A 13,082-nucleotide genomic window follows, 5' to 3' on the forward strand; every position below is an offset into this window, starting at 1 on the left:
CCGTGGCAGGCTCTGAGCATGTCTGACCTGGCTGAACCCCGATTCCTCGACGAACGCACCGCTCACTGGGCCGAAACCAAACCGGACGAAGAAGCGTTCGACTACCTCGACCGATCCTGGACCTGGGCGGAGTGGAACGACCGTGTCCGCCGGCTGGCAGGCGCGCTGAAGGAGCGCGGCATCAAGCGCGGTGACGTGGTGGCGTTTCTCGACAAGAACCACCCCGCGTGTGTAGAGCTGACGCTGGCGGCCTCCTCACTGGGCGCGGCCAACGCGATCATCAACTTCAGGCTCGCTGCCGACGAGCTCGACTATGTGCTCAATGATTCCGGCGCCAAGTTGCTCATCGTCGGTAAGGAGCTGCGGGGGAACGTCGACAAGATCCGAGACAAGCTCACCCACGTCGAGCACGTCATCGAGGTGACGCCCGAAGGCGGTGACGGAGACGAGTACGAGGCGATGCTCGCCGCCGCCACGCCTACTGATCGTGCCGACGATGTCGAGTCCGATGACGTCGCGATCATCATGTATTCGTCGGGGACCACCGGTCGCCCCAAGGGCGTGGCACTGACGCAGGCCAACATGATCGCGCACACGATCAACGCTCATGAGGGCTTCGAGTTCGACGACGGCGACAAGAACATGGTGTCGATGCCACTGTTCCACGTCGGTGGGTCGTCGTACGTGCAGTTCGGTCTTCACGACGGCATTCCCAGCGTGATGACGCGTGAGGTCGACGGAGCATCATTGGCCGGCGCAATTCTCAAGGGAGCCAACAGAACGTTCCTGGTGCCCGCGGTGCTGGCCAAGGTGCTCGACTCCGGTGAGGATGCCGTCAAGCTGTTCGGAGCGCTGAAGACCTTCGCGTACGGCGCTTCACCTATGCCGCTGCCGTTGTTGCGCAAGGCGCTCGAAGCGTGGCCAAACACGGATTTCATGCAGGCGTACGGGCTGACCGAACTGGGCGGCGTCATCAGCCACCTGCTGCCCGAGGCCCATCGTGATCCCGGTAAAGAGGAGCGCCTCTCGAGTGCGGGCACGCTGGTCCCCAATGCCGAGGTGCGGGTGGTCGACCCCGACACCCTCGAGGACGTACCCGAAGGTGAGCAGGGCGAATTGTGGTTCCGCTCAGCGCAGTTGATGAAGGGTTACCACAACAAGCCGGAGGCGACCGAGGAGTCGATCACCAAGGACGGCTGGTTCCGCACCGGTGATATCGGCCGCGTCGACGACGGCGGCTACATCTTCGTCGAGGACCGGCTGAAGGACATGATCATCTCCGGCGGCGAGAACATCTACTCGATTGAGGTCGAACGCGTCCTCGCAGAGCATCCCGCGGTCGTCGACGTGGCGATCATCGGCATCCCCGACGACAAGTGGGGCGAAGTCGTGAAAGCCGTTGTCCAGCTTGAAGGTGAGGCCACCGAGGCCGAGCTGATCGCCTTCGCGCGGGAGCGGTTGGCCGCCTACAAGTGCCCGAAGTCCGTCGACGTCCACGATGAGCTGCCGCGGAATCCGACGGGCAAGATCCTCAAGAAGGATCTACGTAAGCAGTACTGGGAGGGCCGCGACCGCGCGGTCTAGGGATCAGGCTGGGCGAGAATCCGCTCCCACTGACTACGCCCCTGTGGCGTGAGGCCGATGTCGCGGGTGTCTGGCCATTCGTCGATCGCGGCGACCGTATCGTCGCACCATTCGATGAGGTTGCGGTAGAAGTCGCCGATGAACGTCGCTTGTCGTTCGATGAGGTGAAGCCGTTGTGGGAACGGCCCGCCCGTCGAGCTGAGCTCGTCGATGAGCGCTAAGCCTTTGGCATACAGCTCGCGCGCCTGACGACCGGTCACCTCGATTGATTCGCGAAGGTCTTCTTTTGTGGCCTGATCGCCGAGGAACATCCGCAGGAATCCCTCGACTTCCAGCAGCGGCGCGGCAGGCTTGCTGCCGAACCACTCTTCGAGTGCTGCCCGGCCTTCCGGGGTGATGGTGTAACGCGTGGCCTGTTTCCTGAGGCCGTCGACGAGTTCGGCGGTGGCATGGCCACGTTCGACGAGGCGTTTCAGTTCCGCATACAGATGAGCGTCTGACCGTGGCCAAAAGAAGTGCATACCGCGTTTGATCTGCGCGACGATCTCGTAGGCCGTCCATGGCTTGATGCCCAACAATCCCAAGAGAGCGAACGAGGTGGTGGTGGGCTTCGTAGGCACCTCTTGACTTTACTCCAACATGGAGTATCTTAAACTCCATACTGGAGTATCGGAGGGGTCGGATGAACGATACCGAGATCGCCGCCTTGGTCGACACCGATCGCGACGAACTACGAGAGCGCATCGCCGAGGCGCGCCAGCGGTTCTATCGGTTGGCCCGCAGTGCCGACCCACACGCTCGTCGACGCGGTCTCGACTGGAATGTGCATCAGGTCATCGCCCACGTGCTGTGCGTCGCACGCCGATATCAGGCTGTCATCGAAGGACGAGAGTTCCGACGTGCACGCGTCCCTCGCGACCTGGACCGGATCAACCAGGAAGAAATGCTCGCAGCGATGGCGCCAATTCCCGAGCTGATTGCCGAGTTGGAATCGCTCGAACCGATGATGGATGCCTTTTTCGACCGCGTTCCCGCCGACTACGTGTTCGAATTCCACTGTGGCGTAATGGCCTCCGGAACAATCAGCCAGATCAATTGGCTCTTCGACCTACTCCTGCACGGCGAAGATATCGCTCGCGCTGTCGGGGTGCGTTGGGAGATCACAGAGCGCGACATGTTGCTATTGCTTCGCGAGGGTATGGAAGTAGCGCCGGCGTACGTGAAACCGGATCTTTCGCCACGCATTGACATCTGCGTCGCGCTCGAAATACCCGACGCACGACCGTACGTCTTTCATGTTCACGACGGCGTCGCAGAAGCGCGCGTGCGGCGACCCGAAGACTGTCCGGACGCTGTGGTGAAGGCGCCGGCATCGACGATGCTTCGATTGCTCCTGCACCGCATTGGGCCTGTCACGGCCATGCGAGAGGGTCTCCGCATCGCCGGCGGACGGCGACCATGGAAGGCGATGAAGCTGTCGAGCTGTCTTGAAAGGGTTTAGGTCGGCGGCGGCGCTACCGGGATCGCGATCTCGTTGCGCCGCCGGAACGGCAGCGTCCACGGCGGATCGAAGAACCACGCGACCGGGTCGCCGGCGGGCTCGACACCGTTGTCGCGCAGGATCTTCCGGAGCTTCTCGGTCTGAGCTTCGACGGCCGCGGGGCTGCGGTCGCCGGTGAACCTGAGTACGGCGACCGTCTCACCGGGAACCGGTACGAGCCGGACCTTGTCGTCGTCGGGTTCGGGGAGGGTGTCCATCGTCCATTTCGACGGCATGAAGAACCGGATCACCCATTTGTTGTTGGCCGTACGGGACTGCGCGACGGGTGCGGTCATCGCGATCGCATCGCCGGACTGCTGGCTGACGGGCGCGGTCATCGAGATCGTCTCGTCGCGGTGGTTGGCACCGAAAATGTAGCTCGCGAGCCGGCGGAAGCCCATGCTGCGGGCGCGGTCCTCTTCGCCGTCGACGGTGGTTTCGGCGGCGATCCGCGGGCCATAGCGCCGGATCTCCACGTCGTCGGTCAGGGCGCTTGCGATGTAGTGCGGCTCTTCGGTGCCGATGCGCACGCCGACGATCGACATCAGCGATTCGGCGACTTGGCCGGGTATCTGGAGAATTCGCATCAGCGCCGCCTGTTCAGCGCCCAGATGTGGGTCGACAGCGCGGTCGCGAACGCACACCACGCGGGGTAGGCCGCCAGCGGCGCAGCCTTGCTGCCCTGAACATCGATCGAGCGTCGGGTCAGGTCGATGCTGCTGGCCGTCAGCGCGGCCGCGGCGATCGCGGATGTCCCGAGCCGTCGCTGATTGAAGAACAACCAGGACCAACTGCCGTTGAGCACCAGGTTCAGCGCCAGCGCCGCGATATACGTGCGTCGCTGCTGATGCTGGCCGCGCCCTTCGAGGTGGTCCAGCGTTGCCGCCGAGGTCGCGGCGATATCCGCGTACAGCACCGGCCAGACGATCGGAAAGGCTTGGCGGGGAGGCTGATACGGCGGCTTCTTCAACTTCGCGTACCACGCCGACTGCGCCGGCCGGCTGGCCAGGCCGCCGATGACGGCGGTAGCCGTGGTCGCCAATGCGGTTGCAGCGAGAGTGCCTGCCTTCAAGATCTGCTCCTCACGGATATCGTTAAGTATCTTAAATATATCCAGGCGGGGCAGATCTAAACATGAGTCAAAAGTGACTAATGCGTGACGACCGGGCTCACCAGCCCATCGACCCCGGCACTCCTTTGAAAGGTCCGCAGACCCAGCTCGTGATCCACCCGCCATAGAAGCCGCCCGGCTGGGGAACGACCTCTTCTCCGTCGACGGTGCATCGATCGACGAGTGCGGGCATGACCGCGAGTGCGCCGGCGATCGCAGCGAATCCCCGGGTCGGCGTGGGATACGTCCATGCCGCCCGCGGCGCTACCCGCTGCGGGGTGACGAGATCGAAATATTTGGCCTGCCCTTTCCATTCGCACCATGAGGCACCGTCCGCCTCACGCAGGCTGCCGTCGACGAAGCTGCTGGCAGGTAGGTAATAGGTCGGTGGATGGCTGGTTTCGAGCACGCGCCACGCCGCCGCCGTCGATGCGATCGTCACGCCACCGAGTTCGACGGTGATCGAGCCCCTGAACTCCTCGAGCCGCGGCGGTCGAGGGTAAGCCCACACCGACTCTTGGCCGGGCCTGGGCTTGTCGGGGATCGGCATGTCACCACTGTAGGCAGCTTGGCAGTATGGAGGTCGTGGTGACGCTGGACGAGGTGCTCGACGGACTCCACGTCGTGTCGTTGCCGATGCGAGTTCGGTTCCGCGGCATCACCGTTCGTGAGGTCGCCCTCCTCGAGGGGCCGGCGGGCTGGGGTGAGTTCGGACCGTTTCTCGAGTACGAGGCACCCGAGGCGGTGCATTGGCTGGCGTCGGCGATCGAGGCCGCTTACGAGCCGCCGCCCGAGATTCACCGCGATCGCATTCCCATCAACGCCACCGTCCCCGCCGTCGCGGCCGAACAGGTGCCCGAGGTGTTGGCTCGCTTTCCGGGCGCGCGCACCGCGAAGGTCAAAGTCGCCGAGCCTGGCCAGACCCTGGCCGACGATGTGGCACGCGTCAATGCTGTTCGCGCAGTGGTGCAGGCGGTGCGGGTCGACGCCAATGGCGGTTGGAGCCTCGACGAGGCCGCCGAAGCGGCCGCCGCGCTGACCGCTGACGGCCCGCTCGAGTACGTCGAACAGCCGTGCGCGACGGTGCCAGAGCTGGCGGCGCTGCGCCATCGCGTCGACGTGCCGATCGCCGCCGACGAAAGCATCCGCAAGGCCGACGATCCGCTGCGCGTGGTGCGCGAGGGCGCCGCCGATGTGGCGGTCCTCAAGGTCGCGCCGCTGGGCGGCGTCACCAGGATGCTCGAGATCGCCGATCAGATCGCCATTCCGATCGTGGTGTCCAGTGCGCTGGATTCCGCGGTGGGCATCGGGCGCGGACTGTTGGCGGCCGCTGCGCTGCCCGTACTGCCATATGCCTGTGGCTTGGGCACCGGCGGGTTTTTCGTCGACGATGTCGCCGAGCCCGCCCTGCCTGTCGACGGGTTTCTGCCTGTCGTCCCGGTGACGCCGGATCCGGCGCGGCTGGCCACGCTGGCCGCGACGCCCGACCGCCGTCAGTGGTGGATCGACCGGATCCGGGCCGCTCACCCGCTGATGAGGTAGCGCTATACGCGTGTCGCGGCGGCGACGCGGTGCGAGGCTTGGGGGATGGGTGAATTTCGAGTCGGGGTCGCTGATCCGATTCTTGCCGCCCGGCCAACCGCCGAGGCCATTACGCGCACGAACTACCTGAACGCGATTGCGAACCGGGTCGATTCGTTCTGGGTACCCGACCACATCAACCAACTGTTTCCGCGATCGTTGTGGAAGCAGAAGTACTGTGGCGCCGCGCAGCTGATACCCAAGATCGATGCTTGCATGGAGCCGTGGACCATACTCGGCCACCTTGCGGCCCGCAATCGGATCGGCCGCATGCGACTCGGTGTCGCTGTCACCGACACCGGTAGACGCAACCCGGCTGTCACCGCGCAGGCAGCCGCCACCCTGCACCTGCTGACTCGCGGACGCGCGATCCTGGGAATCGGGCCGGGCGAACGTGAGGGAAACGAGCCTTACGGCGTCGACTGGTCTAAACCGGTCGCGCGGTTCGAGGAGGCGATGGCCACCATCCGCGCGTTGTGGGACTCGAATGGCGAACTGGTGAACCGGGATTCGCCTTTTTTCCCGCTGCGAAACGCGATCTTCGAGCTGCCGTCGTATCGCGGAAAGTACCCCGAGATCTGGATCGCGGCGCACGGTCCTCGCATGCTGCGGGCAGCAGGACGCTATGCGGATGCGTTCTTTCCCAGCTTCGCGCACCGGCCGGTGGACTACAAAGAACGCCTGGACGCTGTTCGGTCGGCCGCGTCCGATGCCGGCCGCGATCCGATGTCCATCATTCCGGCGATGCAGTTGTTCGTCGTCACCGGTCGCACCCGTAACGACGTCGACGAGGCGTTCGACGGTGAAGTTCTGCAGGCCTTCGGGCTGAACGCCTCGGATGAGGTGTTCGTCCGCCATGGCGCGCAGCACCCGTTGGGCGCGGGCTTCGCCGGCGCACAGGATCTGCTGCCGCACGACATGGATGAGGAAACGGCCTTAGCGCACGCGGCGGCCGTACCGTCGTCAGTTTTGCGCGAATTCTTGCTCAACGGGACACCTGACGAGGTCATCGAACAAGCCGCAGAGTGGCGCGATGCCGGGGTGCGTTACATCGTTCTCGTCAACGGGGGAATCATGCAGCGGAGCCTGCGCAAGGGGATGGCGTCGCAACTCCCGTTCAACAAGATCGTCCGTGGGCTCAAGGGATTCTGATGCGATGTCCTAATTTGTGGGTGTCACGACCTAGACGCCACGCGCGCTCTCGCCAACACTGAATGCATGCGGTCGGTGGTGATCCTCGGATTCCCGGGCGTCCAGGCTCTCGACCTGGTCGGCCCGTTCGATGTGTTCACCGGAGCGACCATTGCCCTGGCCGGCCAGGGCCGCCCGGACGAGGGCTACACCGTCAGCGTCGTCACCCGCACCGGCGAACCCGCCGCCACGCAAACCGGGCTCGCACTCGTCGCCCAGCCACTCCCCGATCCGCGCGAGCCGATCGACACCCTCATCCTGCCCGGCGGTATGGGCGTGGACGATGCGCGGCGGGACCCCGACACCATCGGTTGGATCCGCATCGCCGCCGAGCAGTCGCGTCGCGTCGTCAGCGTGTGCACCGGTGCGTTCATCGCCGCGCAAGCCGGCCTGGTCGACGGGTGCGTCGCGACTACGCACTGGGCGTTCGCTTCGCAGCTGGCGAGCGAATTCCCGGCCGTGACCGTCGATCCGGAACCGATCTTCGTACGTAGCTCCGAGCAGGTCTGGACGGCGGCAGGCGTCACGGCGGGGATCGACCTGACGCTGTCGCTCGTCGAGGACGACTACGGCACCGAGGTCGCGCAGACGGTGGCGCGTTGGATGGTGATGTATCTGCGCCGACCCGGTGGCCAGACGCAGTTCGCGGCACCCGTGTGGATGCCGCGCGCCAAGCGGGCGCCGATCCGCGACGTGCAAGATGCCATCGAGTCCGAACCCGGTGGCGCGCACAGCATTCCCGAGCTTGCCCGCCGCGCGTCGATGAGTCCGCGGCACTTCACACGGGTGTTCACCGACGAGGTGGGTGAGGCGCCGGGGGCGTATGTCGAGAGGATCCGCACCGAAGCAGCGCGCAGGCAACTCGAGGAGACCGACGACACCGTGACGGTCATCGCGGCGCGCTGCGGATTCGGCAGTGCCGAGACGCTGCGCCGCAATTTCGTTCGACGACTGGGTATTTCGCCCGATCAATATCGCAAGACGTTCGCCTAGTGAAGGAGTTGCCCCAAATGTCCCAGCAGATCGCAATCATGGTGTACCCCGGATTCACCGCACTGGACTTCATCGGGCCTTATGAGGTGCTGCGCAACCTGCCCGATGCGGAGGTACGGTTCGTGTGGCACGAGCCAGGCCCCATCGCCGCCGACTCGGGTGTGCTGCTCATCGGCGCCACACACTCCTTCGACGAGACCCCTTCTCCGGACATCATTCTGGTCCCTGGCGGCATGGCGACCTTCGAGCACGCCCGCGACGAGAAGGTGCTCGACTGGGTGCGTCAGGCGCATGAGACCTCCACCTGGACGACGTCGGTGTGTTCGGGCTCGGTGATTCTTGCGGCCGCGGGAATTCTCGACGGCCGTCGCGCCACATCGCACTGGCTGTGCGTACCGATGCTCAAGACGTTCGGTGTCGAGGCCGTTGGCGACGAGCGCATCGTTCACGAAGGCAAGATCGTGACCGCCGCGGGAGTGTCAGCGGGCATCGACCTTGGGCTCTGGCTGTTCGGCCAGATCTGCGGCGACGCGAAAGCCAAGGCCGTGCAGCTGGTCATCGAATACGACCCCCAGCCGCCGTACGACTCCGGGCACATGTCGAAAGCCTCCGCCGCGACCAAGGCGGCGGCCACCGCGGCCCTCAGCGTCGACACGATCAAGGGCCACCAGCTCGCGCCGACGGTGCAGTTGCTCTGGGGCGCCGCGATCGACCGCGTGCGCGGCAGCCGCAAGAAGTCGATTTCGGTGTAGTCGGTAGCGCCCAGCGCGACTGCCGACACCGAAATCGCAGCCGCGATACCGTCGGGGGCGTGGGAATTCCCGAGGTACCGCCCAACCCGCCGTCACGCATGGTCAGGGCGGGGGCGCGTTTCATGGCGACAACTCCCATGCAGACGTTCCTTCGCCGCTACGGCTGGCGGCTAGACCGCGCCCTGATCAAGGCGAGCAACGGCCACCTGTCGATGTCGATGGTTATGCCGGAGGTACTGGTCACGCACACCGGCGCCAAGTCAGGCCAGCAGCGAAGTACACCGCTGACTTACTTCACCGATCGCGGCCGCGTCATCGTCATCGCCTCGAACTACGGCGGTGTCCGACATCCCGCGTGGTATCACAACATCAAGAAGAATCCCCGCGTCACGCTCTCGTGCCGCGGCTACAAGGGCGCATTCATCGGCGAGGAAATGCTCGGCGACGAACGCGATCGCTTGTTCGGGCTGGCCACGCAGTACATGCCGAACTACGCGGGATATCAGAAGACGACGCAGGGACGCCGCATCCCGGTGGTCGCGTTCACCGAGATCGACTGAGCAAGTAGCGTCGTCGGCGTGAATTTGGCGTACGACGACCGCGGATCCGGCGATCCGGTGCTGTTCATCGCTGGCAGAGGCGGTGCAGGTCGCACCTGGCACCTCCATCAGGTGCCTGAGTTTCAGCGAGCCGGCTACCGCTGCATCACCTTCGACAATCGCGGGGTCGGCGCGACCGAGCAGGCGAGCGGATTCGGCATCGAGCAGATGGTGGCCGACACCGCCGAACTGATCGAGAAACTCGACGCCGCGCCTGCGCGCATCGTGTCGGTGTCAATGGGCTCGTTCATCGCGCAGGAGCTGATGCTCGCCCGCCCCGAACTCGTCCACTCTGCGGTGTTGATGGCCACCCGGGGCCGCGAGGACCGCAGCCGCGAGTTCTTCCGCTCGGCCAAACGCGACTTGGCGGATGCCGGCGTCGAGCTGCCCGCCTCCTTTGATGCGACGCTGCGGCTGCTCGAAAGCGTCTCGCCGGTGACGCTCAACGATGACCACAAGGTGCGCGACTGGATCGACATGTTCACCATGTGGCCGAACAAGTCGACACCTGGCATGCGGGCCCAGCTCGACGCCGCCCCCAGCCAGAACCGGCTGCCCGCTTACCGAAGTATTACGACTCCGGTTCTCGTCATCGGGTTCGGCGACGACCTCGCGCTGCCGCCATACCTCGGTCGGGAGGTCGCCGATGCGCTGCCCAGGGGCCGCTACCTGGAGATTGCGGAGACCGGCCATCTCGGGTTCATCGAGAAACCGCAGGTGGTCAACGCGGAGATCCTGAAATTCTTCGCCGATAGTCTGTAGTGGTGAACCCCTCGACTGCGCAGGCCCGCGTGGTTGTCGACGAATTGATCCGCGGCGGCGTTCGTGACGTCGTGCTGTGCCCGGGATCGCGCAACGCTCCGCTGGCGTTCGCGCTGCAGGACGCCGACCGCGCCGGGCGACTGCGGCTGCACGTGCGTATCGACGAGCGCACCGCGGGCTTCCTGGCGATCGGTCTCGCCGTCGCCGAGCGTGCACCGGTATGCGTGGCGATGACGTCGGGCACCGCGGTGGCCAACCTCGGTCCCGCCGTGGTGGAGGCCAACTACGCGCGGGTGCCACTCATCGTGCTCAGCGCCAACCGGCCCTACGAGCTGCTGGGCACCGGCGCGAACCAGACCTTCGAGCAGCTGGGCTACTTCGGTACGCAGGTGCGCGAGACGATCAGCCTCGGTCTCGCTGAGGACCGGCCCGATCAGATGGATGCGCTCAACGCGCAGTGGCGTTCGGCGACATGCCGAGTGTTGGTGGCCGCCACGGGATCTCGTTCGGCCAACGCCGGACCTGTGCAGTTCGACATCCCGCTGCGCGAGCCTTTGGTGCCCGGTGTCGACGATCCCGCGGAGGCCTACGCGCCGGAAGGACGTCCAGACGGCAAGCCATGGACGTACACGCCGCCCGTCACGTTCGATCAGCCACTCGACATCGATCTGACGCCCGACACCATCGTCATCGCCGGCCACGGAGCCGGCGTGCACCCGAATCTCGCGGCGCTCCCGACGGTCGCCGAGCCGACCGCACCGCCCGCCGCCAACCCGCTGCATCCGTTCGCCCTGCGATTGGTCCGGCCGCGGCAGGTCATCATGCTCGGCCGACCGACGCTGCACCGGCCGGTGTCGGCGCTGCTGGCCGATCCGTCGGTCCCGGTGTACGCGCTGACGACGGGTCCGCGCTGGCCCGATGTGTCGGGTAACTCGGCAGCGACCGGTACCCGCGCGGTGACCACCGGCCAACCCGATCCTGCCTGGTTGGCGCGCTGCGCCGAGGTCAACAAACACGCTGTCGACGCGGTTCGCGCGCAATTGGACGCGCATCCGCTCAAGACCGGCCTGCACGTGGCAGCCGCGGTGGCCGACGCGGTCCGCACCGGCGACCAATTGGTACTCGGCGCATCCAACCCGGTGCGGGATGCGGCGCTCGTCGGCCTCAACACCCAGGGCATCAAGGTGCGGTCGAATCGCGGCGTCGCCGGAATCGACGGGACAGTGTCCACGGCGATCGGCGCCGCGCTCGCGCACAACGGCCGAACCGTCGCGCTCATCGGTGACCTGACGTTCGTGCACGACAGCTCCGGGTTGCTGATCGGTCCGACGGAGCCGACGCCGCGCAACCTGACCATCGTCGTGTCCAACGACAACGGCGGCGGCATCTTCGAACTGCTCGAGCAGGGCGATCCGCGGTTCTCCGATGTGTCGTCGCGAGTCTTCGGCACGCCGCACGACGTGGATGTCGGCGCGTTGTGCCGCGCGTACCACGTCGACAGCAGGCAGATCGAGGTCGACGGCCTGGTGGATGCGCTCAACGAGCCGTTCGACGGGATGCGGGTGCTGGAGGTGAAGGCCGACCGGTCGTCGTTGCGGGCGTTGCATGCGTCGATCAAGGCTGCACTGTGAGCCGAGCGAACGAGATGGCACTGTGAGCCGAGCGAACGAGAATGCACTGTGAGCCGAGTTGTCGCGTTGTGGCGCAAGCTGGTTCCTCGGCTGTCACCGGACCCCAACGAGACGCGGGCGCAGCGTGTTTTCCGTCGCATCCGCATCGGAATCGTGCTCGTCGCGTGTCTGGTGACGCTTCAATCGGTGCTCATGGTGGTGGGTGCGTGGCGAAACGACCGGCAGATCGAGCGGCACATGGGCGTGGCTGCCGCAGAGGTGCTCAGCGCCGGGCCGCGACGATCGACCATCGAGTTCGTCACGCCCGACCGCGTGACCTATCGTCCAGAGTTGGGTGTGCTGTACCCGTCCGAACTGGAGACGGGAATGCGGATCTACGTCGAATACGACACGAACAACCCGGATTTGGTGCGGGTCCGGGATCGTAACGCGTCGCTGGCGATCATCCCGGCCGGCTCAATCGCGGTGGTGGGCTGGCTGATCGCCGTGGCCGCACTCTCGGGCTTGGCGTACCTGGAGCGCCGCCGCGACCGACGACACATCGCTATGCAGAAGGTCGAGTAGACCCTCAGGTCTGCATCAGCTTGTTCAGCCAGTCGTTGTCGTAGATGTCGATCTTCTCGTCAGTCTCCGGGTCGTAAACCGTTGGTGTGCCGGTGTCCAACGAGTCGATCTCATACAGGTACTGGAAATTGGCGTCGTCCATGTCTTTGGTGTTGATAGCTGACCCCGCCTCGGCGATGCGATTGGCGACGGTGTCCGACATCCCTGCCGCCTTCGCCAGATCGGCCATCTCGTCGTCGGTCGGGCCGGGTCCGCCTTTGGTCCGCTGTTGGTGCCCGTACAACTCCTCGACGAACCGTTGGAACTGAGTTCCCGTCGCACCGCCTTCGGCGCTGAGGAACAACGCGTTGCTCACATTCGCCGAATAGCCGCCGCCGCTGCTGTCGAGGAATGTCAACGGCCGGTAAGTGATCTTCAGCGCGCCGACGCCGATGTAGTACGCGAACTGATCGCCGAAGTCGGCCTGCAGATCCGCGCAGTGTGAACACTGCGGCTCGGTGAAGATCTCGATGCGGGTCGGCGCGTCCTCGTACCCCGCGACGATGCCGAAACCGTCTTCACTCAAGGTCAGCGGAGGTTGGACGGGATCGCGCTGCGCAGTGCCAGTCACCTGCGTTGTGCAGCCCGCGACAATTAGCATCGCAGCGATGGCCAGCACCGACGCCATCCGGGATATCCGCATGTCAACCGCCTTTCTCTGAGCGCAGAGTACTCGAAAACGCGCACGTGGAGCATCCGTTCATCGGCACGAGCTATTTGCGTGACATATCCCTG

The 13,082-nt window shown here is 65.3% G+C and carries 15 protein-coding genes; 10 read left to right on the forward strand and 5 right to left on the reverse strand.

All coding sequences use genetic code 11. The features are described from left to right. Positions 1-18 precede the first annotated feature (18 nt). On the forward strand, positions 19-1,584 hold the full coding sequence (locus tag ACIA48_RS15760) for a long-chain-fatty-acid--CoA ligase (protein WP_396733080.1): 1,566 nt from the start codon (positions 19-21) through the stop codon (positions 1,582-1,584). On the opposite strand, the gene ACIA48_RS15765 is transcribed toward ACIA48_RS15760, so the two are convergent. Continuing rightward, complete coding sequence (locus ACIA48_RS15765; protein ID WP_396733082.1) at positions 1,581-2,204, reverse strand: PadR family transcriptional regulator; 624 nt, start codon at positions 2,202-2,204, stop codon at positions 1,581-1,583. The two genes, ACIA48_RS15760 and ACIA48_RS15765, sit on opposite strands and share 4 nt — an antisense overlap. 62 nt (positions 2,205-2,266) lie before the next feature. Here ACIA48_RS15765 and ACIA48_RS15770 point away from each other — a divergent pair, with 62 nt between their 5' ends. After that, positions 2,267-3,085: a hypothetical protein gene (locus ACIA48_RS15770; protein ID WP_396733085.1), complete on the forward strand. Its 819-nt coding sequence runs from the start codon at positions 2,267-2,269 to the stop codon at positions 3,083-3,085. Here ACIA48_RS15770 and ACIA48_RS15775 read toward each other — a convergent pair. From ACIA48_RS15775 to ACIA48_RS15785, 3 genes are all read right to left on the reverse strand, one after another. Beyond that, positions 3,082-3,711, reverse strand: a complete 630-nt coding sequence (locus tag ACIA48_RS15775; protein WP_396733087.1) for an SOUL family heme-binding protein — start codon at positions 3,709-3,711, stop codon at positions 3,082-3,084. The genes ACIA48_RS15770 and ACIA48_RS15775 overlap by 4 nt on opposite strands. After that, on the reverse strand, positions 3,711-4,196 hold the full coding sequence (locus ACIA48_RS15780; RefSeq protein ID WP_396733089.1) for a TspO/MBR family protein: 486 nt from the start codon (positions 4,194-4,196) through the stop codon (positions 3,711-3,713). Before ACIA48_RS15780 ends, ACIA48_RS15775 begins: the two co-directional genes overlap by 1 nt. Positions 4,197-4,293: 97 nt before the next feature. Then, positions 4,294-4,785 carry a DUF427 domain-containing protein gene (locus tag ACIA48_RS15785; protein WP_396733092.1) on the reverse strand — a complete coding sequence of 164 codons (492 nt, stop codon included), beginning with the start codon at positions 4,783-4,785 and terminating at the stop codon, positions 4,294-4,296. A gap of 26 nt (positions 4,786-4,811) precedes the next feature. Here ACIA48_RS15785 and ACIA48_RS15790 point away from each other — a divergent pair, with 26 nt between their 5' ends. From ACIA48_RS15790 to ACIA48_RS15825, 8 genes are all read left to right on the forward strand, one after another. Then, complete coding sequence (locus ACIA48_RS15790) at positions 4,812-5,777, forward strand: o-succinylbenzoate synthase (RefSeq protein ID WP_396733095.1); 966 nt, start codon at positions 4,812-4,814, stop codon at positions 5,775-5,777. 45 nt (positions 5,778-5,822) lie between these two features. Beyond that, positions 5,823-6,968, forward strand: a complete 1,146-nt coding sequence (locus ACIA48_RS15795; protein WP_396733096.1) for an LLM class flavin-dependent oxidoreductase — start codon at positions 5,823-5,825, stop codon at positions 6,966-6,968. Positions 6,969-7,034: 66 nt separating this feature from the next. Beyond that, complete coding sequence (locus ACIA48_RS15800) at positions 7,035-8,000, forward strand: GlxA family transcriptional regulator (protein WP_396733099.1); 966 nt, start codon at positions 7,035-7,037, stop codon at positions 7,998-8,000. Between the two features lie 17 nt (positions 8,001-8,017). Beyond that, a complete protein-coding gene (locus ACIA48_RS15805; protein ID WP_396733101.1) occupies positions 8,018-8,752 on the forward strand; it encodes a DJ-1/PfpI family protein in 735 nt (244 codons plus the stop codon). Between the two features lie 59 nt (positions 8,753-8,811). Next, positions 8,812-9,312, forward strand: a complete 501-nt coding sequence (locus tag ACIA48_RS15810) for a nitroreductase family deazaflavin-dependent oxidoreductase (protein ID WP_396733104.1) — start codon at positions 8,812-8,814, stop codon at positions 9,310-9,312. Positions 9,313-9,330: 18 nt separating this feature from the next. Beyond that, on the forward strand, positions 9,331-10,113 hold the full coding sequence (locus ACIA48_RS15815; protein WP_396733106.1) for an alpha/beta fold hydrolase: 783 nt from the start codon (positions 9,331-9,333) through the stop codon (positions 10,111-10,113). A 2-nt stretch (positions 10,114-10,115) separates the two neighbouring features. After that, entirely contained in the window at positions 10,116-11,744 is a 1,629-nt protein-coding gene (gene menD / locus ACIA48_RS15820; protein WP_396733109.1) for a 2-succinyl-5-enolpyruvyl-6-hydroxy-3-cyclohexene-1-carboxylic-acid synthase, read from the forward strand. Positions 11,745-11,792: 48 nt separating this feature from the next. Then, the gene (locus ACIA48_RS15825; RefSeq protein ID WP_396733112.1) at positions 11,793-12,308 is read left to right on the forward strand and encodes a DUF3592 domain-containing protein; all 516 of its coding nucleotides are present in this window, start codon (positions 11,793-11,795) and stop codon (positions 12,306-12,308) included. Between the two features lie 4 nt (positions 12,309-12,312). Here ACIA48_RS15825 and ACIA48_RS15830 read toward each other — a convergent pair whose 3' ends face one another. Further along, positions 12,313-12,990 carry a DsbA family protein gene (locus ACIA48_RS15830; protein WP_396733115.1) on the reverse strand — a complete coding sequence of 226 codons (678 nt, stop codon included), beginning with the start codon at positions 12,988-12,990 and terminating at the stop codon, positions 12,313-12,315. Positions 12,991-13,082 lie beyond the last annotated feature (92 nt).

The sequence above is a fragment of the Mycobacterium sp. NPDC051804 genome, assembly GCF_044452905.1.
Classification (GTDB): Bacteria; Actinomycetota; Actinomycetes; order Mycobacteriales; family Mycobacteriaceae; genus Mycobacterium.

Coding starts and splice junctions, on each gene's coding strand:
- ACIA48_RS15790 (WP_396733095.1), top strand. CDS start 4,812: ATGGAGGTCGTGGTGACGCTGGACGAGGTGCTCGACGGACTCCACGTC.
- ACIA48_RS15785 (WP_396733092.1), bottom strand. CDS start 4,785: ATGCCGATCCCCGACAAGCCCAGGCCCGGCCAAGAGTCGGTGTGGGCT.
- ACIA48_RS15805 (WP_396733101.1), top strand. CDS start 8,018: ATGTCCCAGCAGATCGCAATCATGGTGTACCCCGGATTCACCGCACTG.
- ACIA48_RS15800 (WP_396733099.1), top strand. CDS start 7,035: ATGCGGTCGGTGGTGATCCTCGGATTCCCGGGCGTCCAGGCTCTCGAC.
- ACIA48_RS15760 (WP_396733080.1), top strand. CDS start 19: ATGTCTGACCTGGCTGAACCCCGATTCCTCGACGAACGCACCGCTCAC.
- ACIA48_RS15830 (WP_396733115.1), bottom strand. CDS start 12,990: ATGCGGATATCCCGGATGGCGTCGGTGCTGGCCATCGCTGCGATGCTA.
- ACIA48_RS15775 (WP_396733087.1), bottom strand. CDS start 3,711: ATGCGAATTCTCCAGATACCCGGCCAAGTCGCCGAATCGCTGATGTCG.
- ACIA48_RS15770 (WP_396733085.1), top strand. CDS start 2,267: ATGAACGATACCGAGATCGCCGCCTTGGTCGACACCGATCGCGACGAA.
- ACIA48_RS15795 (WP_396733096.1), top strand. CDS start 5,823: ATGGGTGAATTTCGAGTCGGGGTCGCTGATCCGATTCTTGCCGCCCGG.